The sequence below is a fragment of the Streptomyces sp. CB02959 genome, assembly GCF_002803155.1.
Classification (GTDB): Bacteria; Actinomycetota; Actinomycetes; order Streptomycetales; family Streptomycetaceae; genus Streptomyces.
Genome location: NZ_NNBP01000029.1, coordinates 1 through 25,168 on the forward strand (window position 1 = coordinate 1; position 25,168 = coordinate 25,168).

19 protein-coding genes and 3 pseudogenes are annotated in these 25,168 nt (G+C 70.8%); 10 read left to right on the forward strand and 12 right to left on the reverse strand.

What is annotated here, in order from left to right:
• Positions 1-95: 95 nt before the first annotated feature.
• Positions 96-524: pseudogene (locus CG747_RS36160) on the reverse strand (IS5/IS1182 family transposase); the annotation flags it as partial.
• Between the two features lie 227 nt (positions 525-751).
• Positions 752-1,291 carry an RICIN domain-containing protein gene (locus CG747_RS36165; RefSeq protein WP_180985840.1) on the reverse strand — a complete coding sequence of 180 codons (540 nt, stop codon included), beginning with the start codon at positions 1,289-1,291 and terminating at the stop codon, positions 752-754.
• A gap of 509 nt (positions 1,292-1,800) precedes the next feature.
• Between CG747_RS36165 and CG747_RS36170 the strand changes: the two are divergent.
• Positions 1,801-2,416 (forward strand): annotated as a pseudogene (locus CG747_RS36170) (transposase); the annotation flags it as partial.
• Here CG747_RS36170 and CG747_RS36175 read toward each other — a convergent pair.
• Both CG747_RS36175 and CG747_RS36180 read right to left on the reverse strand, forming a co-directional pair.
• Positions 2,397-2,606: pseudogene (locus tag CG747_RS36175) on the reverse strand (IS5/IS1182 family transposase); the annotation flags it as partial. The pseudogenes CG747_RS36170 and CG747_RS36175 overlap by 20 nt on opposite strands.
• A gap of 200 nt (positions 2,607-2,806) precedes the next feature.
• On the reverse strand, positions 2,807-3,346 hold the full coding sequence (locus CG747_RS36180) for an RICIN domain-containing protein (RefSeq protein WP_146022206.1): 540 nt from the start codon (positions 3,344-3,346) through the stop codon (positions 2,807-2,809).
• 309 nt (positions 3,347-3,655) lie between these two features.
• Between CG747_RS36180 and CG747_RS48375 the strand changes: the two genes are divergently transcribed.
• The gene (locus CG747_RS48375) at positions 3,656-4,372 is read left to right on the forward strand and encodes an IS3 family transposase (RefSeq protein ID WP_257980972.1); all 717 of its coding nucleotides are present in this window, start codon (positions 3,656-3,658) and stop codon (positions 4,370-4,372) included.
• Here CG747_RS48375 and CG747_RS36190 read toward each other — a convergent pair.
• On the reverse strand, positions 4,340-5,683 hold the full coding sequence (locus CG747_RS36190; RefSeq protein ID WP_257980973.1) for an IS30 family transposase: 1,344 nt from the start codon (positions 5,681-5,683) through the stop codon (positions 4,340-4,342). The genes CG747_RS48375 and CG747_RS36190 overlap by 33 nt on opposite strands.
• A 312-nt stretch (positions 5,684-5,995) precedes the next feature.
• Between CG747_RS36190 and CG747_RS36195 the strand changes: the two genes are divergently transcribed.
• The 6 genes from CG747_RS36195 to CG747_RS36220 all read left to right on the forward strand — a co-directional run bounded on the left by CG747_RS36195 (position 5,996) and on the right by CG747_RS36220 (position 14,202).
• Complete coding sequence (locus tag CG747_RS36195; RefSeq protein ID WP_100606145.1) at positions 5,996-6,841, forward strand: IS5 family transposase; 846 nt, start codon at positions 5,996-5,998, stop codon at positions 6,839-6,841.
• Positions 6,838-7,236 (forward strand): hypothetical protein, encoded by a 399-nt coding sequence (locus CG747_RS36200; RefSeq protein ID WP_100606146.1) that lies wholly within the window; start codon positions 6,838-6,840, stop codon positions 7,234-7,236. Before CG747_RS36195 ends, CG747_RS36200 begins: the two co-directional genes overlap by 4 nt.
• A gap of 1,197 nt (positions 7,237-8,433) precedes the next feature.
• Complete coding sequence (locus tag CG747_RS36205) at positions 8,434-8,628, forward strand: helix-turn-helix domain-containing protein (protein WP_257980964.1); 195 nt, start codon at positions 8,434-8,436, stop codon at positions 8,626-8,628.
• A gap of 45 nt (positions 8,629-8,673) precedes the next feature.
• A complete protein-coding gene (locus tag CG747_RS36210; protein WP_100606148.1) occupies positions 8,674-9,837 on the forward strand; it encodes a site-specific integrase in 1,164 nt (387 codons plus the stop codon).
• A 67-nt stretch (positions 9,838-9,904) separates the two neighbouring features.
• The gene (locus CG747_RS36215; protein ID WP_100606149.1) at positions 9,905-11,071 is read left to right on the forward strand and encodes an exonuclease SbcCD subunit D; all 1,167 of its coding nucleotides are present in this window, start codon (positions 9,905-9,907) and stop codon (positions 11,069-11,071) included.
• Positions 11,068-14,202 carry an AAA family ATPase gene (locus tag CG747_RS36220; RefSeq protein WP_100606150.1) on the forward strand — a complete coding sequence of 1,045 codons (3,135 nt, stop codon included), beginning with the start codon at positions 11,068-11,070 and terminating at the stop codon, positions 14,200-14,202. Before CG747_RS36215 ends, CG747_RS36220 begins: the two co-directional genes overlap by 4 nt.
• A gap of 91 nt (positions 14,203-14,293) precedes the next feature.
• Here the strand turns inward: CG747_RS36220 and CG747_RS36225 are convergent, their stop codons facing one another.
• The 6 genes from CG747_RS36225 to CG747_RS36250 form a co-directional block, all read right to left on the reverse strand.
• Entirely contained in the window at positions 14,294-15,445 is a 1,152-nt protein-coding gene (locus tag CG747_RS36225; protein WP_100606151.1) for an ABC transporter substrate-binding protein, read from the reverse strand.
• 465 nt (positions 15,446-15,910) lie between these two features.
• On the reverse strand, positions 15,911-16,357 hold the full coding sequence (locus CG747_RS36230; protein ID WP_100606152.1) for an Lrp/AsnC family transcriptional regulator: 447 nt from the start codon (positions 16,355-16,357) through the stop codon (positions 15,911-15,913).
• Positions 16,358-16,511: 154 nt separating this feature from the next.
• The gene (locus CG747_RS36235; RefSeq protein ID WP_180985842.1) at positions 16,512-18,206 is read right to left on the reverse strand and encodes a DUF885 domain-containing protein; all 1,695 of its coding nucleotides are present in this window, start codon (positions 18,204-18,206) and stop codon (positions 16,512-16,514) included.
• Between the two features lie 246 nt (positions 18,207-18,452).
• Entirely contained in the window at positions 18,453-19,301 is an 849-nt protein-coding gene (locus CG747_RS36240) for a class I SAM-dependent methyltransferase (protein WP_100606154.1), read from the reverse strand.
• 204 nt (positions 19,302-19,505) lie between these two features.
• Entirely contained in the window at positions 19,506-20,897 is a 1,392-nt protein-coding gene (locus tag CG747_RS36245; protein ID WP_100606155.1) for a GNAT family N-acetyltransferase, read from the reverse strand.
• A gap of 83 nt (positions 20,898-20,980) precedes the next feature.
• Positions 20,981-22,567, reverse strand: coding sequence for an alkaline phosphatase (locus CG747_RS36250; protein WP_100606156.1), 1,587 nt, complete (start codon positions 22,565-22,567; stop codon positions 20,981-20,983).
• Between the two features lie 241 nt (positions 22,568-22,808).
• On the opposite strand from CG747_RS36250, the gene CG747_RS36255 reads away from it, so the two are divergent.
• Positions 22,809-23,231, forward strand: a complete 423-nt coding sequence (locus CG747_RS36255; RefSeq protein ID WP_100606157.1) for a VOC family protein — start codon at positions 22,809-22,811, stop codon at positions 23,229-23,231.
• 197 nt (positions 23,232-23,428) lie between these two features.
• Entirely contained in the window at positions 23,429-24,319 is an 891-nt protein-coding gene (locus CG747_RS36260; RefSeq protein ID WP_100606232.1) for an RNA polymerase sigma-70 factor, read from the forward strand.
• A 15-nt stretch (positions 24,320-24,334) separates the two neighbouring features.
• Here CG747_RS36260 and CG747_RS36265 read toward each other — a convergent pair whose 3' ends face one another.
• The gene (locus CG747_RS36265) at positions 24,335-25,009 is read right to left on the reverse strand and encodes an aspartate/glutamate racemase family protein (RefSeq protein WP_100606158.1); all 675 of its coding nucleotides are present in this window, start codon (positions 25,007-25,009) and stop codon (positions 24,335-24,337) included.
• Positions 25,010-25,168: the final 159 nt, after the last annotated feature.

A 25,168-nucleotide genomic window follows, 5' to 3' on the forward strand; every position in this document is an offset into this window, starting at 1 on the left:
AACTCGCGAACCGCCCACTTAGACGTCACGGTCCGGTGCTCGAACGCCCCGAGAAGCCGCTGCCCCTACGGAACGTCGCTAACAACAGATTAGGTCTCGGTGAGGTGGACTTTGCATCCGTCCCACTTGGTGTCGCGTTTGACCCCGACACGGGCGTCGGGGTCATAGGGGGTGGCCAGGCGCATCGCGCCCGGCGGCCGGTCTTTTGGGTCCCGGCGCGTCACCTCGCCGTCCACCAGGTGGAAGTGCTGGCCCCACACCCGGCGCAGGAGCTCCACTTCCTCCAGCGCGTGCAGACCCGCCGGGGCGGCGGCGGCGCGGACCGCCTTCAGCAGGCCCATGCCGTCCCGGCCGATCCGTGCTCCCGTCTCGTCCCGGTTCGCACGGGCTTTGGGAAACCTGGAGTCCTCGGCCCGAGTGGCGTAGTGCCGAAACCAGTCCGGCTCCGCCACCTGCGTCAGCCAGTCGGGAGCGGCCTGGGCGAGCGTGTTCAGCGCCACCCGCGCCGTCCCCGCCGGAATCTCCCCCGGACCCTTCGGCTGCATCGACATCGACACCCCACCCATACGAAAACGTCGGTCCCCACGACCACAACCGGGTCATGGGCACCGACGTCACGCGAGGGGCCGAATTAGCCAACAGCGTCAGCAGACACAGCGCGGCCCCTCCGCACCTGCACCCGCCCTACGCCGCCGCGGCGACCTTGGACTGTTTCAACCGCCCGACGCAGCTGTCACGTAGGAACGGGTGCTCAGAGCCGCTGGAGGCGGAACTTCTGTGAGAAGAGGTCCACGCACCGGAACTGGTCGATCCGAACGCTTTCCGCGGTGCTCTCCCCCCGGACGGTGAAGCACTTGTCCACAAACGTGTGGATCTCGACCCGCCCGTCCCCGAGCGGGAGGATGCGGAACTTCTGTGAGAAGAGGTCCACGCACCGGAATTGGTCGATCCGAGCGCTGTCCGAGGTGCTCTCCTCCCGGACCGTCAGGCACTTGTTCGCGAACGTTCTGATCTCGAACCGCCCGTCACCGACCGGGACGAAGGTGAACCTCTGCGAGAAGAGGCCCTCGCACGTGAACTGGACGATCGGGGTACTGTCCGTGGCGCTATTATTATGGACCGTCAGGCACTTGTCCGCGAAGGTCAAGATCCGGTAACTCTCCACTTGTGAGATGGAAGCCCCGGATGCTGCGGCGGCCTGCGGAACCCCCATCAGGGGGCACAGGACTGCCACAGTTGCGGCTGCCGTGACCACGAACCGCCATGGAACCTTACTCACCTTGCCGATCACTTGGTTCCCTCCCTCGTTCACGGCGGGACATCTCCCGCGCTGACAGCTGGCGCCGGACCTGGACGGCCGAGCCGTTCTGGTCATCGGACGGGCAACGCTGAGGAGATGAGCCAAACCACCCGTGTCGGGGGCGCAGGAAGCACCGCAAGAAGCGTCAGAGCCCTTCCGCCCGCCGTCGTGCGCCTGTCATGCCCGCACGAGGATCCCTGTCTCACCGGCGATGGCGAAGGCTTATCTTGCCGAGGTGGGCAAGGTATTTTGAGGAGATGATTGACACCTGGCAGCAAGCCGTTGCACTGAAGTGAACGAACGACGACTGATGCCCGCTCCGACTCCCGACGACGGAATCGAGCCCGTAGCCGGTGACAGGTGGGGTGGTCGCTTTAGCCTCGCGCTTTTACGAGGTGGCCTGTCCATAGGCTGATCAGAAACACGGAAGGTGCCCTTGACCTGCAACGATAGGACTTGCTGAGGGTCCTGTTGGGTGGGAGGGGAAGAGCACTCTCCAGGTGGGAGAGCCTATCGCGTCGTACCCGCGTGTCCGTGTCCGGGGAGACGGCCGTCAGGTGGTCTCGCAGGCCGGCTCGGTCCTGCTAATGGAGACGGTCCGCAAGGTTGGCCTTGACCGGGCGATATCGGCGGCACTCACTCCGTGGCGCAAGCCGCGGGCTGTGCACGATCCGGGCAAGATCCTGCTGGATGTGGCTCTGGCCGTCGCGCTCGGCGGTGACTGTCTGGCCGACGTCGGCATGCTGCGGGCCGAGTCGGCTGTGTTCGGTCCGGTGGCTTCCGATCCGACCGTCTCCCGCCTGGTCGACGTGCTCGCCGCGTCCGGCCCGAAGGCTCTTGCGGCGATCCGGGGCGCACGTTCCGAAGTGCGTCAGCGGGTCTGGGAGTTGGCCAGGGCAAGCAGTCCGGCCGCCGAAGGCCAGGTGATCGTGGACATCGACGGGGTGCTGGTGATCGCGCACTCGGACAAGGAGGACGCCGCTGCGACCTGGAAGCGAACCTACGGCCACCATCCGTTGATGGGGTTCGTCGACCACGGACCGGGCGGCACCGGGGAGCCGGTGGCGGCCCTGCTCAGACCAGGGAACGCGGGCTCGAACACAGCCGCCGACACCAGCGCCAGCCCGGCGGGAGACCAGGCCGGCCGGCCCGGCGCAGCGAATAGGTCCACGAAGTCCTCGTCACGGAACAGCGGTCCCAGCTCGTCCCGCATCCGGATCGCCAGGCTCCCCTTCGGGATCGCCGCCCGAGCCACCCGCGCCGTCCCCGCCGGAATCTCCCCCGGACCCTTCGGCTGCATCGACATCGACACCCCACCCATACGAAAACGTCGGTGCCCACGACCACAACCGGGTCATGGGCACCGACGTCACGCGAGGGGCCTAATTGGCCAACAGCATCGCCAGACACAGCGCGGCCCCTCCGCACCTGCACCCGTCCTACGCCGCCGCGGCGACCTTGGACTGTTTCAACCGCCCGACGCAGCTGACACGTAGGAACGGGTGCTCAGAGCGCCTGGATGCGGAACTTCTGTTGGATGGCGTTCACGCACGAGTACTGGTCGATCAGAGTGCCATTGGCGGTGCCCCCCGCCCGGACGGTGAAGCACTTGTCCGCAAACGTGTGGATCTCGACCCGCCCGTCCCCGAGCCAGAGGATGCGGAACTTCTGTGCGGCGAGGCCCTCGCATGGGTCCTGTACGATCAGAGCGCTGTTCGCGATGCTCTCATTCCAGACCGTCAGGCACCTGTTCGCGAACGTTTTGATCTCGTACCGCCCTTCACTGACCTGGACGAAGGTGAACCTCTGCTCGTTGAGGCCCGCGCACGTGTACTGTTCGATCGGAGCGCCGTTCGCGCTCCTCTCATTCCGGACCGTCAGGCACTTGTCCACGAAGGTCACGATCCGCAGAGGCTCCTCTTGTGAGGTGGAAGCCCCGGATGCTGCGGCGGCCTGCGGAACCCCCATCAGGGGGGACAAGACTGCCGCCGTCGCGGCTGCCGTGACCACCGACCGCCATGGAACCTTACTCACCTTGCCGATCACTTGGTTCCCTCCCTCGTTCACGGCGGGACATCTCCCGCGCTGACAGCTGGCGCCGGACCTGGAGCCGAGCCGTTCTGGTTATCGGACGGGCAACGCTGAGGAGATGAGCCAAACCACCCGTGTCGGGGGCGCAGGAAGCACCGCAAGAAGCGTCAGAGCCCTTCCGCCCGCCGTCGTGCGCCTGTCATGCCCGCACGAGGATCCCTGTCTCACCGGCGATGGCGATGGCGTGCGGGAGTGCCCGGGACCTCCACCCTGGCCTGCTGTCGGAGTACGACCTTGGGCCCCCAGTTGTCGGGCGCAGGGTTGATGTCAGCGGGATGCGCAGGATTATGTCAGTGGCGGCGCAGAGTCCGTGTCAGTGGCCGGTGGGCGGTTCGGAGAGCATCCGCAGTTGCGGACTTCATCGCCGACCAGAGGACCAGCCACCAGGTGCCGCACGCCGTTTCCTGCCGGGCCCTTGAGGTCTCGCAGTCCTGGTTGTATAAGTGGCTCCGTCGTCCGCCCACTGCGCGTGATGAGCGCCGGGCCGAGCTCGTGGCAGCCGTGCGTGAGGTCTTCGATCGCTCCGGTGGCACCTACGGATCCCCGCGCGTCCACGCCGAACTGCGCGAACGTGGGTGGCGGGTGTCGAAGAACACGATCGCGAAGCTGATGGCCGAGCTCGGTCTGGCCGGTCGCGTCAAGCGACGCCGCAGGTCGCTGACCCGGCAGGGCAAACGCCCTGTCGCCCCGGATCTGGTCCAGCGTGACTTCACCGCCCAGGTTCCAGACGTCCGCTGGTGCGGCGACATGACCGAGATCGACACTGGCGAGGGCAAGCTCTACCTCGCCACCGTCATCGACCTGCACTCCCGGAGACTCCTCGGCTATGCAATGGACGCTCACCTGACACCGAACTCGTGGTCGCCGCGCTGCGGATGGCTGCCACAACCCGCGGCGGCACCGTCGCTGACGTGGTGTTTCACTCGGACCGCGGCAGTGAGGGCGGATTCAACTGATCGTCGCAACACCGGCTTGCGCTGATCGTAGATGATCGTCGAGGGCTTCGGCGGGTGTCTTCCAGTCGAGGGTCTTGCGTGGGCGGGAGTTGAGGACGGTGGCGATGGCTGTTAGCTCGTCGGTGTTCCATCGGGACGGGTCGGTGCCCTTGGGGAAGTACTGGCGCAGCAGTCCGTTGGTGTTTTCGTTCGTGGCGCGCTGCCAGGGAGAGTGCGGGTCAGCGAAGTAGACCGGTAGTCCGGTTTCGACCGTGAGTTGGGCGTGAGCGGAGAGCTCCTTCCCGCGGTCCCAGGTGAGGGATCGGCGGAGTTGCCCGGGCAGGGTGGCCATGGTGGTGGCCAGGGCGTCCTTCATGGCAACGGCACCGTAGCCGGCCAGCGCGGGCCCGTTCTTCGTGCGTGGGATCGTGCCGTAGCCCTCGGCCCGTGGCAGGTGGACCAACATCGTGTAGCGGGTCGCGCGTTCGACGAGCGTGCCGATCGCCGACCGGTTCAGCCCGATGATCAAGTCCCCTTCCCGGTGACCGGGAACAGCGCGGTCGGCGGCTTCGACGGGTCGCTGGCTGATCATCACCTCCGGGGTGACGTGACCGCCCGGCTTCTTGCGGGCCCGTGCGCGCGGAACACGCAGGGCGCGCCCCGTGCGCAGGCAGGCCACGAGCTCACGCTTGAGAGCGCCGCGGCTCTCGACGTAGAGGGCCTGGTAGATCGCCTCGTGGCTGATACGCATGGACTTGTCCTCGGGAAAGTCGATCTTCAGTCGGGCCGAGATCTGTTCCGGGCTCCACCCGTTCGCCCACCGGCGATCATTGCGATGCGGCTTGTTGCGCCCCTTCCACTCGGGAACCTGCGGCCCGGTAAGCACCGTGCCGTCCGGAGCGCGGATCACGCCCAGCAAACGGTCCTGGACGTACTCCCGCAGCCGGTGGTTCACAACCAGTTTCGCTTCCTTCGGTCGCTGTGCCACCAGGTCGGCCTTCCACTGCGCGACCGAGGCCCGGTACTCGAGCTTGCCGCCGCGGGTAGCTGCGTTGCGGCGCAGTTCCCGCGAGATGGTCGACGGTGACCGGTCCAGCCGCCTGGCGATCTCCCGCACTCCGGCACCCTGTACGCGGAGCAGAGCGATCTCCTCCCGCTCGGCGAACGAGAGGTAGCGGCCCGAGACAGTCAGGCTGATCTGCGGCATCCCGCCAGCATGCCGGAACCACCGGGTTCCCACCGCGGGGGCCGCTCCAACAGTGACCGCCGCGTCCTCACTGGTCAGCCCCTTGGCGATCTCACCCCAGAACAGCCGCTCGATCTCCCGCCGGGTCGAGGGCCGCCCCGGCGACTTCATCGGCGACCGTCCCGTCAACTCCGTCATCCAACTCGCTGGTCGTCCCACAACACACCCCTCTGATCAGGCATGTTGCTACGACTCGTCCGCCCTGGACAACGCGGTCGCGGAGGCGACCAACTCGACGCTCAAGGTCGAGTACGTCCACCGGCAGCGGTTCCGCACCCGTGCTGAGGCCCGCATCAAGATCGCCACCTGGATCACTGNAGTGGGCGGTTCGTGAGCCTTTGAGTCATTCTGTGGTCGCCTGATGGTGTGGGGTGGGGGCGAAATCCGCGGGTTCGCGGTGCGGGGTCTGCTGGGGTTGGCGGGGTGAGTGAACGCAAGCTGTATCCCAGCGACTTATCGGACGAGCAGTGGTCGTTGATCGAGCCGGTGATCACCGCGTGGAAGGACCGGCACCGCTCGGTCAGCGGCCATCAGGGCGCCTACGACATGCGGGAGATCGTGAACGCGATCCTCTACCAGGGGCGGACCGGCTGCCAATGGGCCTACCTCCCGCACGACCTGCCGCAGAAAAGCGCGACGTACTACTACTTCGCCGCCTGGCGGGACGACGGAACCGACCAGGTCATCCATGAACTCCTGCGCTGCCAGGTCCGTGAACGCTCCCGCCGATTAGAGGACCCGACCCTGGTGGTGCTGGACACCCAGAGCGTCCACGCGGCCGTCGGGGTCCCCGCCGCCACGACCGGCTACGATCCGGCCAAGCGGGTGCCGGGCCGCAAGCGCGGCCTGGCCGTGGACGTCCTCGGCCTGGTCATCGCAGTCATCGTCCTCGCCGCGAACACGCACGACAACACCGCGGGCATGGTCCTGCTGGACCAGGTCGCCGAGCAGACTGGCGGCACCGTCCGCAAAGCCCTGGTCGACCAGGGCTTCAAGAACCAGGTCGTCGAACACGGCACCGGCCTGGGCATCGACGTCGAGATCGTCGAACGCGACCCCGCTCACCGGGGGTTCCTGCCGCAGCCGAAGCGGTGGAGGGTCGAGCAGACCTACGGGATCCTGATACTGCACCGGCGCCTGGTCCGTGACTACGAGCACCGCACCGCCTCGTCCGCCTCCCGCGTCTACTGGGCGATGTCCCATGTCATGATCCGCCGCCTCGCCGGCACGAACACTCCCACCTGGCGCGAAGTGGCGGTGCGCGCATGAACATCCGTCCCCTCCTGGACGCACTGGACCTCCAGAAGGACGCCGCCCAGGCCCTGGCCGACGACCTTCGCGCGCAGATCGACGACCTGCAGACCCGACTGCAGGAGGCCGAGACACACCTCGAGCACCTCGCGATCACCCGCAGGACCGTCACCGGCCTCGCCGACCGGCTCCCCGCATCCCCACCCGAGCTGCCCGAGCACCCGGACTACCCGCGCATCCTCGCCGCCTTCAACGAGTCGACCGGCCCCCTCCGCGCCAAGGACGTCTGCCAGGCCCTCGGCCACGAACTGCTGCCGAACAACATCGAAGGCACCCGGGCCAAGCTGAAGCGCCTGGTCAAACTCGGCATCCTCACCGAAGCCGACACCGGCTGCTTTGCCCGGCAGCAGTAGCCGGCACCACAGCCAGCACCCCTGCCCCAAGCCTCACTCCGAAACGGACATCAACTCGCGAACCGCCCACTTAAACACCTCGATTGGATGACAGCGGACATTCGCCCACGGCAGACGCGAATGAGGCCCCAAGGACTGGAACCTCCTTCGGGACCATGTCAACGTACAACACCCCGGAAAACACCAGGTCAGCACGGGATACAGACTCCTGTGGTGTACGGCGCACCATCCGGCCCCACGACAGTCCGCACCCCGCCCTACTCGGTCTCGCGGTCGAGCCCTCGGCCCCAAGGAGGTCCACCTGTCGAACCCCGCTATCCGATCCCCCCGCTTCACTGCCCCAGTCTTTTTGGCGCTTGGCGTCCTGAACGCGTGGACGTCGCAGGAGGCGGAGGACTATGGCGCTCTGTCTACGGCGCCGTGTCTCTGTGTCTGCGCGGCCGGGCTGCTCTGTGAGGATCTGCTGCTACATGGCTACCGCAGTGACCGCGAAGTCCTCGCGCACATCGCGGCGCATCCGGGAGCCGCGACTCGCCGCGTTGCCCGAGTCGTTGGCGTCTCCGAGCGCGTCGTTGCCCCGGAACCTCGACCGCCCTACCGACGGCGGGCCGCTGGTACTCGTCACTGACGGTGCGCCCCCTGTGCTCAGGTCCTACCGACTGGCTTCCTGGCCGGCGGTGGATCGAGCAATGAAAGTCCCGCACTCGCGGTGCAGCGCGATACGTAGCAGACGATCCCCGGTTACCGAAACCGGGGATCGTGCAGAGGATTGATGGTGTTCGCACACGGCTGTGCTTGGCGGTGGAGCCGCGGCGAATGCAGTTGACCGTGCCGCAAAAACAGAGGGAGGTATGAGCGGCTCTCGTCGGCTGCTTGCATGAAGTCTGTAGCGCCTGTTCGCTGGAAGACAGCGATGCCCCGCAGAGTTAGCGGAGAAGCCGGCGTTGCCGATTCCGCTATGTCGCCCCATGCGCTTCTACACGAGGAACCACGATTCATGTTTCGATCTGCAATACCCCCTGCCCTCTTTTGCTCAGAAATCGCCTTTTGGGAATTTGTCGGGAGAGCTCCAGGAGGGGGAGTGTTCTGCAATCTGAAGTGGGTGCACGTGCGTGGAGCTAAAGCCGGTATTCGACTTGTAGTCGCCTGTGTGGAGAAGAATTCATCTCCGATGATTGATTCGACCGTGGTGAACAGGTGGGTGGCGCGTTGACCGCCGGGGGGAGCAACCGGCTGCTCACGCCGGAAGAGGTAGCGGCCTGGCTGAAGGTCAGCGAGATCACAGTCAAGAACAAGTACCGGGCATGGGGGATCAAGGCGCAGAAGGTCGGCCGCCTCCTGCGATTCCGTGAGCGCGACATCGCTGCCTACCTCGAAAAGAATTACGGGTAACTGCTACTCGAGCATGCCCCAACCAGTGAAGCTACAAGGAGTGTGATGGCAACCATTTTTCAAAAATGCAAGGCGAAGGGTGACCCTTGCAGGCGGTCGAGGTGCGGCCATTCCTGGACTGTCCGCTACCGCGAGCCGGGCGGAAGATCCGGAAGTCAGCGCGAGAAGAATTTTCCCACGAAGAGGGAGGCGCAAGACTATGGAATCAAAGCAGAAAACGATAAGAGGGAAGGCAAGTATCTGGACCCCAGTGCGGGCAAGATCTTGGTGAGAGATTACGCTCGCGAGTGGCTGTCGCGGCGCTCGATAAAAGAGACAACGCGCAAGAACTATAAGAACTTCTTCGAGAATCACTTGATCCCTAGATTGGGTTCGAAGATGTTGTGTAATGTCATGTCGTCAGACATCGAAAAAATGTGCCAAGGTATGTGTGAAGCTGGTCTATCGCGCCGCACGGTATATCAGTCGAACATGGTGCCATTGCGTTCGCTCTTCAGGTCAGCGGTAGCGGAGAAGCGTATTTCTGAGTCGCCAGTTGCGCTGGCTTCCCTGCCCAGATTGAAGACGAAGCGGGTGGACGATAAGTCGCTTCCTGGCGGTGAGGCGGTGGGCGCGATAGCCAGTGCTATGAGGGGGGATTTGGCTGTCTCTGTGTGGCTCATGGCGGGTTGCGGTCTGCGGATCGGTGAAGTGCTGGCTCTGCGCGACACGGACATAGTGGAAGGCGCGATGCGGCTACGGCGTCAGTTCGTGCGAGTGAAGCGTGATGGAGTGTGGAAAGCGGAACTCTCTCCCCTCAAGGCCCGGGAGGAAGGTGAGTGGCGAGACGTTCCGGTTCCTTCACTCGTGGAGCATGCTCTGCGGCATCACCTGCGCAACCACGGTGTGGGCGCGGATGGCTATATTCTCCACGCTCATCACGGCGGCCATGTTCTGGATTCAAATTACCGGACTGAGTTCAGAAGCGCAGTTATCAAGGCGGGATTCGCAGGCGAGTCATGGACAGCGCATACACTGCGACACTTCTTTGCCAGCAGCGCCATCGCCGGGGGGCTGTCATTGCTTGAGGTCTCTCGCTGGCTGGGGCACGCCACGATTCAGATCACGGCTGATATCTACGGTCACTTGACTCCGGACGCGGGTGCGAGAATGAGGTCCGTGATGGACGGGGTGCTTGCCACGACCAACGTGAGCCGTGATGACTCGTAGACTCGTGCTGACTCGGTGCTGACTCGAAGCCCGTGGAGAGGGAGAACATGCAGGTCGGAGCGGTGTCTTGAGACTTCTGCACACCTCCGACTGGCACCTGGGCCGGTCCTTCCACCGGGTGAACCTGCTCTCCGCCCAGCGCGCGTTCCTCGACCACCTCGTCGAGACGGTCCGCACCCGGGACGTCGAGGCGGTGCTGGTCGCCGGCGACGTCTACGACCGGGCGGTGCCCCCGCTGGCCGCCGTCGAGCTCTTCGACGACGCGCTGCACCGGCTGGCCGCGCTGGACGTGCCCACCGTCATGATCTCCGGGAACCACGACTCCGCCCGCCGCCTCGGGGTCGGCTCCGGACTGATGCGGCAGGCCGGCATCCACCTGCACACCGACCCGGCCGACTGCGGCACCCCGGTCCTCCTGGCCGACGCGCACGGCCCGGTCGCCTGCTACGGCCTGCCGTACCTCGAACCGGCCATGGTCCGCGACACCCTCGGCGCCCCGCGCGCCGACCACGCCGCGGTGCTCGGCGCGGCCATGGACCAGGTCCGCGCCGACCTCGCCACCCGGCCCGCCGGCACCCGCTCGGTGGTACTGGCACACGCCTTCGTCACCGGCGGCACCGCCAGCGACAGCGAACGGGACATCACCGTCGGCGGCGTCGCGTCCGTGCCCGCCGCGGTCTTCGACGGCGTCGACTACGCGGCCCTCGGCCACCTGCACGGCTGCCAGACCCTCACCGAACGGGTCCGCTACTCCGGCTCGCCGCTCGCCTACTCCTTCTCCGAGGCCGCCCACCGCAAGTCGTCCTGGCTGATCGACCTCGACGCGGACGGCGCCGTGCGGGCCGAGCGGGTGGACTGCCCGGTGCCCCGCCCGCTGGCCCGCATCCGGGGCCCGCTGGAGCGGCTGCTGGACGACCCCGAGCTGGCCCGGCACGAGGACTCCTGGGTCGAGGCCACCCTCACCGACAGCTCCCGCCCGGCCGAGCCGATGGCCCGGCTCGCCAAGCGCTTCCCGCACACCCTCAGCCTGGCCTTCGACCCCGACGAGGCCCCGGCCCGGCCCTCGGCCTCGTACGCGCAGCGGCTGCGCGGCCGCAGCGACCAGGAGATCGCCGAGGACTTCGTCGCCCACGTCCGCGCCGGCCGCGGCGCCGACGACGGCGAGCGGGCCGAACTCCGGTCGGCCCTGGACGAGGTACGGACCGCCGACGCGGTGGCGGAGGTGGCGCGATGAGGCTGCACCGGCTGACCCTGACCGCGTTCGGCCCGTTCGCCGCCGGCCACACCGTCGACTTCGACCGGCTGACGCGGGACGGCCTGTTCCTGCTGCACGGCCCGACCGGGGCCGGCAAGACCTCGGTCCTGGACGCGGTCTGCTTCGCGCTCTACGGGTCGGTGCCCGGGGCGCGGCAGAGCGGCCAGGCGCTCCGCAGCGACCTGGCGGACCCGTCCCTCCCCACCGAGGTCGTCCTCGAACTCACCGTCGCCGGACGCCGGTTGGAGATCACCCGGCTGCCCGAGCAGCCCCGCCCCAAGAAGCGCGGCACCGGGACGACGAAGGAGAAGGCGCAGAGCCGGCTGCGGGAGTTCGCCCCCGCCCCGGACGGCGCGCCGGCCGCCGGCGAGTGGCGCGCGCTCAGCCGCTCCCACCAGGAGATCGGCGAGGAGATCGGGCAGCTGCTCGGAATGAGCAAGGAGCAGTTCTGCCAGGTGGTGCTGTTGCCCCAGGGCGACTTCGCACGCTTCCTGCGGGCCGACGCGGAGGCCCGGGCCCGGCTGCTCGGCCGGCTCTTCGACACCCGGCGGTTCGCCGCGCTGGAGGATCAGCTCACCGCCCGCCGCAAGACCGCCGCCGACCGGGTCGCGGCCGGTGACGAGCGCCTCCTCGCCCTGGCCCACCGGATCGCGCAGGCCGCCGGCGACACCCCGGACCTGGCCGACCCCGCCGTCCCGGCGCCGGCCGCCCGGGCCGCCGTGCCCGCCCAGGCCGGGCCCGCCGGACGCGGCGGCCGGACCGCCCGGGGCGCCGCACCGGCCCGCACCGCCGACGAGGACACCGGCACCGCCCCCGGCGAGCCCGGTTTCGCGGACGCGGTGCTGACCCGGGCCGCCGTCGCCCGGGTCGGCGCCCGCGAACGCCTGGACAACGCCCGGACCGCGGTCGCCGCCGCCGAGGCGGCCGAGCACACGGCGGCCGGGCGGCTGGAGGAGGCCCGCGAGCGGGACCGGCTCCAGCGCCGCCACGCCGACGCCCGGCACCGCGCCGACCGGCTCGCCACCGCCGCCGACGAACGCGACCGGATCCGGGCCCGGCTGGCCCGGGCCGGGACCGCCGCCGAGGTGGCCCCCGCGCTCGCCCTCCAGGACGCCGCCTGGCACGAACTGACCGCCGCCCAGGACGCCGAACGGCGCCACCGCGCCCCGCTGCCGCCCGCCCTCGCGGACGCCTCCGGAGACCAACTGGCCGCCGAGGAGCGGGAGTTGCGGGCCACGCTCGGCTCCCTCGCGGCGGCCCGGCGGGCCGAACGGCGGGCCGCCGACCTCGCCCGGGAACGCGCCGGCCTCGACCGCGAGGCCCGCGCCGACGAACAGACGCTGCTGGACGCCGCCGAGTGGCTGGCCGACTGGGACACCGCCCGCCGCGCCCACCAGCGCCGCATCGACGAGGCCCAGGAAGCCGCCCAGCGCGCCGAACACCTCGCCGCACAGCGCGAACCGGCCGCCGAACGACTCGCCGCGGCCCGCCACCGCGACCGCCGCACCGGCGAACTCGCCGAAGCCGAACGGCAGGTGCTGGCCGCCCGGGAGCGCGCGGCGACCGCCCGCGAGCACTGGCTGGACCTCAAGGACCGGCGGCTGCGCGGCATCGCCGCGGAACTCGCCGCCAACCTGACGGGGGGTCAGGCGTGCGCGGTCTGCGGTTCCACCCGCCACCCGGACCCGGCACGGCCCGGCGCCGGCCACGTAGACCGGGCCGCCGAGGAGGCTGCGGAGGCCGACCACCGCGGCGCCGAGGACGCCCGCCGGCACACCGAGGACCGCCGCCAGGCAGTCAAGGAGGCGCTGGCCGCCGCCACCGCCGCGGCCGGCGACACCCCCACCGCCGAACTCGCCGAGCACGTCGAGCGGTTGACGCAGGAGGCGGCCCGCGCCCACACCGCCGGGGCCCGGTTGCACGCCGCCCGCGAGACACTGGCCCGCGCCGAGCGGGAGTACGAGCGCCGGCGCGACGATCAGCAGCAGGCCGAGCGCCGGGCCGCCGCCCGCACCTCGCACCGCGAGGCCCTGGACCGCGAACGGGCCGCACTCGACGCCGAACTGGCCGAGGCCCGCGCCGACTGCGCCAGCGTCGCCGACCGGGCGGCCCGGCTGGACCGGCAGGCGACCTTGCTCGCCGCCGCGGCCGAGGCGTCCCGCACCGCCGCGGCCTGCGCCGAACGCCTCAAGGAGGCCGACGCCCGGCTCTCCGACGCCGCCTACCGCGCGGGCTTCGCCACCCCCCAGGACGCCGCCGAAGCCCTGCTCCCGGACACCGAACGGCAGGCCCTCCAGCAGCGCCAGGACGACTGGCAGGCCGAGGCCGCCGCCGTCGCCGCCGAACTGGACCGGCCCGAACTCCGCGCCGCCGCGGCCCTGCCCGCCGCCGACCCGGACGCCGCCCGCACCGCCCACCAGGCCGCCGCCACCCGGCTGCGCACCGCCACCGCGACGCTGGCCGCCGCCCGGGAGCGCTGCGCCGCCCTCGACCGCCTCTCCGCCGACGCCGCCACCGACGCCCGCGAACTGGCCCCGCTGCGCGCCGCGTACGACCGGATCGCCCGCCTCGCCACGCTCACCGCCGGCACCTCCGCCGAGAACGAGCGCCGGATGCGGCTGGAGTCCTACGTCCTGGCCGCCCGCCTCGAACAGGTCGCGGCCGCCGCCAGCGCCCGCCTGCACCGGATGTCCGCCGGCCGCTACACCCTGGTCCACTCCGACGAACGGGCCGGCGGCGCCCGCCGCTCCGGCCTCGGCCTGCACGTCATCGACGCCTGGACGGGCCAGGAACGGGACACCGCCAGCCTCTCCGGCGGCGAGACCTTCTTCGCCTCGCTCGCCCTGGCCCTCGGCCTCGCCGACGTCGTCACGGACGAGGCGGGCGGCACCCGGCTGGACACCCTCTTCATCGACGAGGGCTTCGGCAGCCTCGACGAGCAGACCCTCGACGAGGTCCTCGACGTCCTCGACGGCCTGCGCGAACGCGACCGCAGCGTCGGCCTCGTCAGCCACGTCGCCGACCTCAGGACCCGCATCCCCGCCCAACTGGAGGTCGTCAAGGACCGCGCCGGGTCCAGCGTGCGGCACCGGGGCCCGGCCGGTCCCTGACCGGGCGTCGGGCAGCTCGGGTGACGACCGGGTGCTGCCCGCCGCCGAGCGGAGGCGGCGGGCAGCACGTCGGCCCCGGTGTGCGTCGCGGTCAGCCGGAGACGGCCGCGTCCCAGCTCTGCGAGATGACGAACTTGGCGCTGCTCTGCTGGGACTCGGTCGGGAACTTCGGCGTGCCGGTGACCTTCGGCAGCTTCGCCGCCGCGGCCGCGTCGAGCGTGCCGGCCTTGTTCATGGCGGTCATCAGGGCCGGGCGGGCGTATCCCTTGAGCCTGAGGTTCTGGCCCTCGGCGCTGTAGAGGTACTCCTGCCACAGGCGTGCGGCCGCGGGGTGCGGCGCGGTCTTGTTGACGGCCTGCGAGTAGTACTGGGAGAACTGCCCGTCCGAGGGGACCGTGACCGTCCAGTCGACGCCCTTGGACTTGAGCTCGTCGGTGTACCCGGCGTTGAGGTAGTCCCAGTCGATGCTGATCGGCGTCCGGCCCTTCTTGATGGTGTCCGGGGTGGACTGTACGGGCGTGTAGTTGCCGTTCTTCTTCAGCTTGGCGAAGAAGTCGATGCCGGGCTGGATGTCGTCGAAGGAGCCGCCGTCGGCGAGGGCGGCCGCGTACACGGCACCGAAGGCCGAACCTGATTTGCCCGGATTGCCGTTGAGCGCTATCTGCCCCTTGTACTGCGGTTTGAGCAGATCCTTGAAACTGGTCGGGCAGGTCTGCACACGCTTGGTGTCGCAGCCGAAGGAGATGTAGCCGCCGTAGTCGTTCGACCAACGGCCGATCGAGTCCTTCTGGTCATCGGGGATGTCGTTGAAACCGGCGGCCATGTACGGCGCGAGCAGCCCCTGCTGGGCGGCGCTCTGGGCGAAGGAGCTGCCGAGGTCGAGGACGTCGGGCGCGTTGTCCTCGCCCTTGCGCGAGGTGACCGCGCTGATCTCGTCCTGGCTGGTGCCGCTCGGGTCCTCGACCGCGACCTTGACGCCGTACTTCTTCTCGAAGCCGTCGATCAGGGCGCCGTAGTTGGCCCAGTCGCGGGGCAGCGCGAACGCGTTCAGCGTGCCCTCCTTCTTCGCCTCCTTGGCCAGGGCGTCGATGCCGCCGAAGGCGTCGGCCGTGGTTGCGGCGGCCGCGCTCTTTCCGCCGGCGTCCGACGTGTCGGAGGCCGCGCCGCAGCCGCTGAGGGCGAGTGCGGCGGCGGTGGTGAGGACGCCGGTGAGGACGGCGGTTCTCGGAAGGGGGACGGTCACTGTTTCTCCAGGGATACGCACAGAGTGCTGAGGGGTTTCCTGTGGGGCCACACAGGTCAAGCGCGTGGGGGGTGAGCTCCTGTCCGACGTCGTAGCGGGACAGGCCGGCGCCTTAGTAGGCCCAACTATGCTGTCCGTCAGGTAAAAATTGGGGAAACAGACGACTCTGTTTCCCTCGCTATCGCAGCTCACAGTAGTCATCACGGCACGCGTCCGGGCTCACTTCGTGCACAACGACGCGTGCGTGGGAAGCATCGCGGAGCGGTGCGGGCAGGGCTTCCCATCGGCCAGGAAGCCATCGCCGGGACTCGGGTGCAGGGCGTGAAGGGCAGCCTCAGGCAGGACCGGCGCCGTGTGAAAGCGGCCGGCCGACGGGCCTACGACGCGAGGGTGGCGTTCGTCGGGCGGCAGGCCGGAGCCGTCCGGACCGGGGGCCGCTCCCGGTCGCCGGACCGCCGGGCGGGGTCAGGTACTGACCGGGCGGCGGGGGAGCGGGGAGGAGTACACCACGCTCGTGGTCACCTCGCCGAGGGCGCCGATCCGGCCCGACACCTCTTCCAAGTGCTTCATCGACCGCGCGGCGACCTTGAGGAACAGCGAGTTCTCGCCCGTGACGTGGTGGGCCTCCAAGATCTCCGGCGTCGCCGCCAGCAGGTCCCGGAACGGCTGGCCGGTCGCCCCGGGCTGCCGCAGCCGGACGAACGCCAGCACCGGCAGCCCGACCCGCTCCGGATCGATCACCGCCGCGTACCCGGAGATCACCCCGGACTCCTCCAGGCGCCGCACCCGCGCGGCGACCGTGCTCGGCGACATGTTCACCGACCGCGCCAGCTCGGCGTGGCCCGCGCGCCCGTCGTGCTGGAGGACGTCGAGGATGCGCCGGTCGGCGTCATCAGGGGTGTATCCGGTCATCCCCGCTGTCTAGCAGGGGAATCACCGGCAGAGCAAGGGCCCGGGGGGACCGGTTGTGAGGACCGCCGCGGCCGGCCGCCAGGCGATCGCCGGTGCCCGGCCCGTCCGGGACCCGCCGCCGGAACGGGCCGGCGGCGGGTCCCGGACAACCCGGTCAGAGCGCCGAGAGCTCGGTCAGCAGATCGTCCAGGCCCAGCGAGCCCTGGGACAGCGCCGCCATGTGCCACGCCTTCAGGTCGAAGTCCGCGCCGTGCCGGGCTTGGGCGGCCTCCCGGCCCTGCAGCCAGACGCGCTCGCCGAGCTTGTAGCCGATCGCCTGGCCGGGGATGCCCTGGTAGCGGATGATCTCGCTCTCGACGAAGTCGGCCGGGCGGCTGCTGTGCTGCGCGAAGAACGCGTGCGCCAGCTGCGGCGTCCAGCGCTCGCCCGGGTGGAACGGGGAGTCGGCCGGGATCTCCAGCTCCAGGTGCATGCCGATGTCGATGATCACGCGGACCGCGCGCATCATCTGCGCGTCGAGGTAGCCCAGCCGCCGTTCCGCGTTGGACAGGAAGCCCAGCTCGTCCATCAGGCGCTCGGCGTACAGCGCCCAGCCCTCGGCATTGGCGCTGACCATGCCGACGGTCGTCTGGTAGCGCGAGAGCCGGTCGGCGACGTGCACCCACTGCGCCAGCTGGAGGTGGTGACCGGGCACCCCCTCGTGGTACCAGGTGGAGACCAGGTCGTACGCCGGGAAGCGGGTCTGGCCCATGGTCGGCAGCCAGGTGCGGCCGGGCCGGGAGAAGTCCAGCGACGGCTGGGTGTAGTACGGCGCCGCGGCGCTGCCCGGCGGGGCGATCTTGGACTCCACGCGGCGGACCCGCTCGGCGAGGTCGAAGTGGGTGCCGTCCAGCGTGTCGATGGCCTCGTCCATCAGCGACTGGAGCCACTCCCGGGTCTCCTCGACGCCCTCGATCGCCTCACCGTGCTCGTCGCACCAGGCCAGCGCCTCCCAGGGCGTCTTGGCGCCGGGCAGCACCTTCTCGGCCTCGGCCTCCATCTCAGCCAGCAGACGGTGGAACTCGGACCAGCCGTAGGCGTACGCCTCTTCGGGGTCGAGGTCGGAGCCGTTGTAGTAGCGGATGAACCGGGCGTACCGCTCGCGGCCCACCACGTCCGACGCGCCTTCGACCGCCGGCGCGTAGACGTCCCGGAACCAGTCGCGCAGCTCCACCAGGGCGCCGGTGGCGGCCGCGGCGGCCTCGTCCAGCTCGGTGCGCAGCGCCTCCGGGCCGGGGGCGGTGAACTCGGCGAACCAGCTGCGGTCGGTGCCGATCCACTCGCCCAGCTGGCCGATGACGGTGGTGACCTGGAGCGGCCCGCCCGGCAACTGCTTGTCCAGACCGGCCTGGAGGGCGGCACGGTACCCCGCCAGCGTGGCCGGGACCGCGCGCAGGCGCTGCGCGATCGCCGCCCAGTCGTCCTCGGTGTCCGCCGGGGTGAGGGTGAAGGCTTCCCGTACCGCGTGCAGCGGCGAACCGAGGTTGCTGACCGCGCGCAGCCCCTCGCCGGCGTCGTGCACCGCGAGCTCCGCGGTGAGCCGTTCGCGCAGCAGCCGTGCGCAGACCTGCTCGGCGGTGCTGTCCGCGCCCGGTCGGGCCTCGGCCTCGGCGAGCTTGTCCAGGGTGGTGCGGGCGAGCTGTGCCACCGCTTCCTGGCCTGTGGGGGAGAGGTCGGGGAGCTTGCCGGAACTCTCGGCGACGCCGAGGAAGGTGCCGATGATCGGGTCCAGTTCGACGAGGGCGTCGACGTAGGCGTCGGCGACCTGGCGGGGCAGCGGACCGCCCGCGGGAGTAGTGGTGTTGGACATACGGGCCATCCTCGTACGGATGGGCCGCCGCGTCACCATCATTCCGGCGAACGATCCTGTCGCGTCCGGTGCCCGGGCGCTCCGCTGCCGGCGACGGGGCCTCAGCGACGAGGGCCTGGAGGGCCCGGAAGGAAGCGTCCGGTTCGGCGAATGGTCACAGTGACCGTTCGCCGAACGCACCCGTATCCCAACTTCGGTCGTAGCCCGGCCCATTGTGGTCGTTCGTGGTGACCACCGGGAGACGCGCTACCGGCGGACCGCCGAGATCAGTCCGCCGGGCCGCTCCTCGCGCTGCGGCGGGGTGCCGATCGGGCGGCCGTAGGCGGCAGCGCGCTCGCGCAGGGTGTGGCTGTCGGCCTCCCAGCCGTGCCCGGCCAGCCAGCCCACCGGGTCGTCGGGCATCTCCGAGACCCACATGGACGCCGCCGATCCCGGCACGGCGTCCGCGCCGAAGCGCTCGATCACGCCGCGCGAGCCCAACGTCAGCCCCATCCGACTGCCTGCCGCCGACTGTGCGCTGATCCGGGCCAGCAGCAGCTCCACCGCGTCCTCGGGCAGATAGATCAGCAGTCCTTCGGCGATCCACACGGTCGGCGCCGCCGGGTCGTGCCCCGCGGCGGCCAGCGCGCCCGGCCAGTCCGCACGCAGATCCTCCGCGACGGTGATCCGCTCGCAGCGTGCGACGGCCCGCTCCTGGCGCAGCACCGATGCCTTGAAGTCCAGCGGCGCGGCGGTGTCGACCTCGAACAGCCGGGTGCCCTCGGGCCAGACCATCCGGAAGGCCCGGCTGTCCATGCCGGCGCCGAGCAGCACGACCTGCCGGACCCCGGCCGCGGCGGCCTGCCGCAACAGGTCGTCGAGGAACTTCGTCCTGATGACGATGGAGAACGACACGGCCAGCCGGCGGCGTCGCGCGGCCTCGTCATCGGGCGGCGGCGAGGAGGGCCACAGGCCGCCGGCGGTGGCGAAGGCCCGTGCCAGCGGGTCGCGGAACAGCGCGTTCTCCCGCTCGGTCTCCAGCGCCCGCACCCGGGCCACCCCCACCGCCGTGGCCCATACTCCCGACGGCCGCACCCGCTCCTGCTCATCAGTCACCGCGCCAGCCTAGATGATCGATTCCAAGGGGGGCCCGGCGAGTGGAGCCCGGCTCATGCGCGGCCAGCCGGTCATGCGCGCACCGACCGCCTACGACCACTGAACCCCTTGGAACCGATCATCTGGATCCGCCGCACCATCGATGACGTCGGCTCAACCAGCGGTTCACCGGCTCGTCACCGGTCCCGGATCGGAGACAGGTGCTCAGCCGTGCCGGGAGCCGTCCCGCAGGCGGAGCGCCGTCCGGTCCTCCCGGTGGGGCGGGGGGCCCGCCGGGCGCGCTGTGATCACCAGCGTGCCCTCCTCGATCTGGTAGTCGAGCGGCAGCTCCAGGCCGCGCATCGCCGCCACCATGCCGGTGTTGGACGCCTGGGTGATGGCGTAGACGCTCTCGCAGCCGGTCTCGGCGGCCATCGCGACCAGTCGCCGCAGCAGCTCCGCGCCGATGCCGCGCTGCTGCCAGGCGTCCTCGACCAGCAGTGCCACTTCGGTCTCGTCGCCGTCCCACAGCAGGTGGCCCAGGGCCACCAGCCGCCCGGAGGCGGTCTCCACGGCCAACGTGCGGCCGAACCGCGGGCTGAGCAGGTGCCCGAGGTAGCGGTCGGCGTCCCCGACCGGGCCGTGGTAGCGCTGCGCCAACGTCCGGTCCGAGCACCGCTCGTGCATCGCGCGGGCGGCGGCCAGATCGCCGGTGCCGGCGCGGCGGACCGTGATCTCGTTGCCCTCGGGCAGCGTGAGCACGTCACGGCGCGGTGGTACGCGCTGGCCGAGCCGGGTGTCCAGCTCGACCAGTGCGCGTACCCGGGCGAACTCGGTGGGGGTGAACGGCACCTGTGGCCTTTCGATGGTGAGCGAGCCCCCGGAAGGGTCGCGGAACTTCATGGTGTGCTCCTCCAACACGCCCTCGGCGGGCACCTCTTCGGCCAGCGGCTGGCCGGTCAGTGACCGTGCGGGCACCGAGTGGATGGTGCAGCGCCCCAGCAACTGCCGGAGTGCCAGGGGGAGTTCTGCGGAGTCCAGAGCGGTGCGGGTGGCCAGGCCGAGCATCCGGGTCGGCGCGTCGACCAGGTCGTGCGCGTCGGCCCGCTCCAGCCAGCTGTGCGTGCCGCCCGCACCGGCGACCGTCCGGGTGAGCTCCGCGGGGCCCAGTCCGGCCGGCGCCCGCAGCAGGAACTCGTCGACCGTCCCCTTGGACAGCGGGTGGGTCTGGAGGCTGAGGATGTCCACGCCCAGGGCGGCCAGTGCCGTGCACAGGGCGGCGAGGCTGCCCGGCTCGTCCTGGACGGTGGTCCGCATCCGCCACAGCACCGTCTCCCGGGCGCCGGCCGCGGGGGCCGGTGGTGCGGCGCCGGCTGCCGCGGTGTCCGTCGGTGGCGGGGCGTGTTCATGGCGGCGTGCCCACCAGACGTGGAAGCCCGCCGTGGCGAGCAGGGCGACCGCGCCGGCGCACAGCAGCACCGGCCCGGACGGGCCATGGGCGATCGTGTTGGCGACGGCGTCGGCCACCGCCACGGCGGTGAACAGGGCGGCGAGCTCGACGACGTCCCGGCGCCAGTGGTGGCGCCGGGCGGAACGGGCGGACGTGGCGTCAGTCATGCAGACAGCCTTGCCGACGGGTGTTGCCTGGTCGCCAACACCTTGTGTCGGACGGGTAAAAGGCGCAATCGACGCATTGGCCTCTACTGCCCTACCCGTCCCGGTTGCAGCGTTTTCACGAACAAGACCTCTCCGCCCTCCTGGCGCAGCCGCACCGTGAGCTCCCCGCTTCCCCCGTCGATCTCGACCTCGCCGAAGTACTGCGGACTCTCCGCCGGGGAGACGTTCGCGCGGTCCGGCGCCTTGATGAACGGCTGCTCGGGCCCGAAGGTTCCGTCCAGTTTCACCGCCGGGAAACCGCCCGCGCCCAGCGGCCCGGACACGAACTCCCAGAACGGCTCGAAGTCCTTGAACGCCGCCCGCTCGGGCGCGTAGTGCTGCGCCGAGGTGTAGTGGACGTCCGCGGTCAGCCAGAGGGTGCCGGTGATCCGCCGGTGCTTGATGTGCCGCAGCAGCTCGGCGATCTGCAACTCCCGTCCCAGCGGCGCGCCCGGATCGCCCTGGGCCACGGCCTCGAAGTTCGCCGGCCCGTCCGTGACCACCAGCCCCAGCGGCATGTCCGAGGCGATCACCTTCCACACCGCCCGCGAGCGGGACAGCTCCCGCTTGAGCCAGCGCAGCTGCTCGGCGCCCAGGATCCCCTGCGGGTCGTCGGTCTGCCGGTCGGGGGAGTTGGCGTCGCGGTAGCGGCGCATGTCCAGCACGAAGACGTCCAGCAGCGGGCCGTGCCGCAGGACGCGGTACACCCGGCCTCCGGCGTCCGGGCGGAGCGTGCGGATCGGGAAGTACTCGCCGAACGCGCGCAGTGCCCGCGCGGCGAGCACGTCGACGTCCTTGACGCGGTACCGGTCGTCGTCCAGCAGCTGGCCCGGATACCAGTTGTTGTGCACCTCGTGGTCGTCCCACTGGGTGATGGTCGGCACCTGGGCGTTGAACCGGCGCAGGTTCTCGTCCAGGAGGTTGTAGCGGAACGCGCCCCGGAACTCCGCCAGCGTCTCGGCGACCTTGGACTTCTCCTCCGTCGTCACGTTCCGCCAGATCCGGCCGTCCGGCAGGGTCACCCGCTCCGGGATCGGGTTGTCGGCGTAGATGTTGTCGCCGCTGCACACGAAGAAGTCCGGGTTCCGGCGCCGCATGTCCTCGAAGACCCGGTAGCCGCCGTGCTCGGGGTTGATGCCCCAGCCCTGCCCGGCCAGATCCCCCGACCACAGGAAGCGGATGTCCCTGCGCCGGTCGGGTGCCGTGCGGAACGTGCCGGTCACCGGCTCGCCGGTGCGCTCCGGGTGGTCGGGGTCGGCCAGCAGCACCCGGTAGTGGACCTGCTCCCCGGCCGGCAGTCCGTGCAGCGCGGTCACCCCGGTGAAGTCCGTACCGGGCCCCAGCAGCGGCCCGTGCCAGGTCCGGGCGTTGCGGAACGACTCGGTGGCGGCGGTCTGCACCACCATCCGGGCCGGCCGGTCGGACCGCGTCCACACCAGGCCGGACGACGCGGTCACGTCACCGGCCTGCACTCCCCAGCCGGCGCGCGGCCGTCCGCCGCGCACCAGGGCCGGTGCGGCGGCCGCCGGCGCGGCCCCGACCGCCGCGGGCAGCGCCAACGCGGCGGAGCCCGCCGCCACGCCCTGAAGGAGCGCCCGCCGTCCGACGCCGCCGCCGGAACCCTGCGCCATCTCGCACCTCCGTGATGCGTCCGATCTCGTCACACCCCGTTCGTATCGCCGCCCGATGCCGGGCGGGCGAACTCCCGGTGAACACCCTCCGGATGGCTCGTGGACCAGGACCAGGACCAGGACCGGGACCGGGACCGGGACCAGGGTCGCAGGACCAAGGACCGATCGCCAGGAACCGGCCCGGACGTCTACGGTCCCGTAACGCGCCGCCGCCCGGCGGCCCCCACGGAAGGCGACACCCATGCCTGCCCTCGGCTCCGCGCCGCTCCGCCTCGCCCGCCCGTCCCGCGACCTGGCCGCCGCCGGCCGTTTCTGGCGGGACGGGCTGGGCCTGCGCGAACTCCACCGCCACACCTCGGAGGCGGGCGAGCACTCCCTCCTGATGCTGGGGTGGCCGGACGCCACCTGGCACCTGGAACTGACCCACGACCCGTCGGGCGCGCTCCGCCCGACCCCCACACCGGACGACCTCCTCGTCGTCTATCTGGGCGAACCGGTCCCCGCCGACCTCGTCGCCGGGCTGGAGCGCTGCGGCGGCTCCCGCGTCCCGGCCCACAACCCCTACTGGGACGAGTGGGGCGTCACCATCGAGGACCCCGACGGCTACCGACTGGTCCTCTGCACCCGCGACTGGAACAACGCGCGGGCCCTGGGGAGTTCCTGAACTCCCGCGTCCGGTAGCTGTGTTGGCGGGATCGGGGCCGGAGCCGAACGCGCCGCAGCCGGGGAACACCTCCGGCCGGCCGCCCCCCCCAGGGCCACGGCCCGTCCCACCGGACGAGACGAAGGCAACACCTCCGGAACGCCCCACCGGTGCCGTTTCCGCTGGACAACGCGGTACGCGCCCGCTGGGATGGGGCGGTGCTGACCGATCCCGCCACCGAGGTCTTCGAGGCCCACCGTCCGCTGCTCCACGGCGTCGCCTACCGCATGCTGGGCCGGGCGGCCGACGCCGAGGACGTGGTCCAGGACGCCTGGCTGCGCTGGTCGGCCGCCGACCTGGCGGAGGTCCGCGAACCGCGCGCCTACCTCGTCCGGATCACCACCCGGCTGGCCATCGACCGGCTCCGGCAGGTCCAGTCGCGCCGCGAGTCCTACGTCGGGCCCTGGCTGCCGGAACCGCTCGCCACCGACGTCCTGGCACCCGGTGGGCCGGCCCCGGACACCGCCGAGCGGACGGTGTTCGCGGAGACCGTCACCCTCGCCGTCCTCGTCGTCATGGAGGCGCTGTCCCCGTTGGAGCGCGCGGTGTTCGTGCTGCGCGAGGCGTTCGGCTACCCGTACGCGGAGATCGCCGCCGGGCTGGAGCGCAGCGAGGCCGCGGTGCGCCAACTGGCGGGCCGGGCCCGGCGCCACGTGGAGGAGCGCCGACCCCGGTTCGACGTCGACCCGGAGCGGCAGCGCGAGTTGACCGAGCGCTTCCTGTCGGCCGCCGCCGGGGGCGACCTGGACGGGCTGCTGAACCTCCTCGCGGCGGACGCCCGGCTGGTCGGGGACAGCGGCGGCAAGGCCAAGGCCCCGCTGCGGATCATCGAGTCCGCCGACAAGGTCGCCCGGTTCCTCATCGGCGTCGTCCGGACCGTCCCGGCCGACACGGAGCTCCGCTTCACCGAACTCAACGGCGGTATCGGGCTGCTGGTCGTCACGGGCGGCACCCCGGACTCGGTCTTCCAACTCGGTATCCGGGAGGGCCGGATCCAGACGGTCTACATCGTCCGCAACCCCGACAAGCTGGTGTCCCTGGTCCCGTAGGGCCTGCCCGTCGGGTCAGCCGCGGACCGGCCCGAGCCGGACCGCGGCCCGCAGGCCGCTCCGCGGGCTCGCCAGCACCGGCACCGCCGAGCCGGTGCCGGACAGCCCGCCGTCCGGGAACCGTTCCGCGGCGGGCGCCATCGACGCCTGCGCCAGAACCAGGGCGTCGGCCCCGCCGGCGTCCCGCTCCCGCCGCACCGCGTCGGTGACCGCCGCCAGACTGCCCTCCTGGTCACCGGCCGCGAACCGCTCCCAGGCGTCCGGAACGAGCACGGTGCGCACCCGAGCGGTACGCCCGGCCCGGCGGGCCTCTTCGGCGATCAGCTCCGTGGTGGGCGCCAGGGTGCTCTCCACCGTGGCGAGGACCGTGATCCGGGGACCGGCGGCGACAGCCTCCGCGGCCATCGGCCGGTCCACCCGCAGCACCGGCACGCCCAGCGCCGGCCCGGCCGCCTCGGCCACCGTGCCCAGCGTCGAGCAGGTGCACAGCACCGCCCGCGCCCCGGCGCGCACCAGCTCGCCGAGCGCCCCGGCGACCTCCTCCGCGATCCCGTCGGGCCCGGCCTCCCGCGCCGCGGCCAGGAGTTCCGGCCGTACCAGATGCCGCAGCGGCAGTCCGGGGGCCTCGGCGTCGCGGAGCGCGTCGAAGACGGGGACGTGGACCGGCGAAGTGTGCAACAGAGCAAGCATGACCGGGAGGCTAACGGTCGCCCCACGGACGGCGGTGGCCGGGTGACGCCGCGGGCGGCGGGCGAAACGGGTGCGGGATTGGTCTTGACCAAGGGTGGGGGTGGTCATATCGTCGGGATACTGCAACAACCTTTAATAAAGAAGCGCTCATTACGAGGG

What these genes read in the sequence shown, in the direction of transcription:
- CG747_RS48375 (WP_257980972.1), top strand. Translation starts at nt 3,656, where the DNA reads ATGTCAGCGGGATGCGCAGGATTATGTCAGTGGCGGCGCAGAGTCCGT.
- CG747_RS36230 (WP_100606152.1), bottom strand. Translation starts at nt 16,357, where the DNA reads ATGACCGGATACACCCCTGATGACGCCGACCGGCGCATCCTCGACGTC.
- CG747_RS36255 (WP_100606157.1), top strand. Translation starts at nt 22,809, where the DNA reads ATGCCTGCCCTCGGCTCCGCGCCGCTCCGCCTCGCCCGCCCGTCCCGC.
- CG747_RS36250 (WP_100606156.1), bottom strand. Translation starts at nt 22,567, where the DNA reads ATGGCGCAGGGTTCCGGCGGCGGCGTCGGACGGCGGGCGCTCCTTCAG.
- CG747_RS36245 (WP_100606155.1), bottom strand. Translation starts at nt 20,897, where the DNA reads ATGACTGACGCCACGTCCGCCCGTTCCGCCCGGCGCCACCACTGGCGC.
- CG747_RS36210 (WP_100606148.1), top strand. Translation starts at nt 8,674, where the DNA reads ATGGCAACCATTTTTCAAAAATGCAAGGCGAAGGGTGACCCTTGCAGG.
- CG747_RS36220 (WP_100606150.1), top strand. Translation starts at nt 11,068, where the DNA reads ATGAGGCTGCACCGGCTGACCCTGACCGCGTTCGGCCCGTTCGCCGCC.
- CG747_RS36265 (WP_100606158.1), bottom strand. Translation starts at nt 25,009, where the DNA reads ATGCTTGCTCTGTTGCACACTTCGCCGGTCCACGTCCCCGTCTTCGAC.
- CG747_RS36190 (WP_257980973.1), bottom strand. Translation starts at nt 5,683, where the DNA reads ATGAAGTCGCCGGGGCGGCCCTCGACCCGGCGGGAGATCGAGCGGCTG.
- CG747_RS36200 (WP_100606146.1), top strand. Translation starts at nt 6,838, where the DNA reads ATGAACATCCGTCCCCTCCTGGACGCACTGGACCTCCAGAAGGACGCC.
- CG747_RS36235 (WP_180985842.1), bottom strand. Translation starts at nt 18,206, where the DNA reads ATGTCCAACACCACTACTCCCGCGGGCGGTCCGCTGCCCCGCCAGGTC.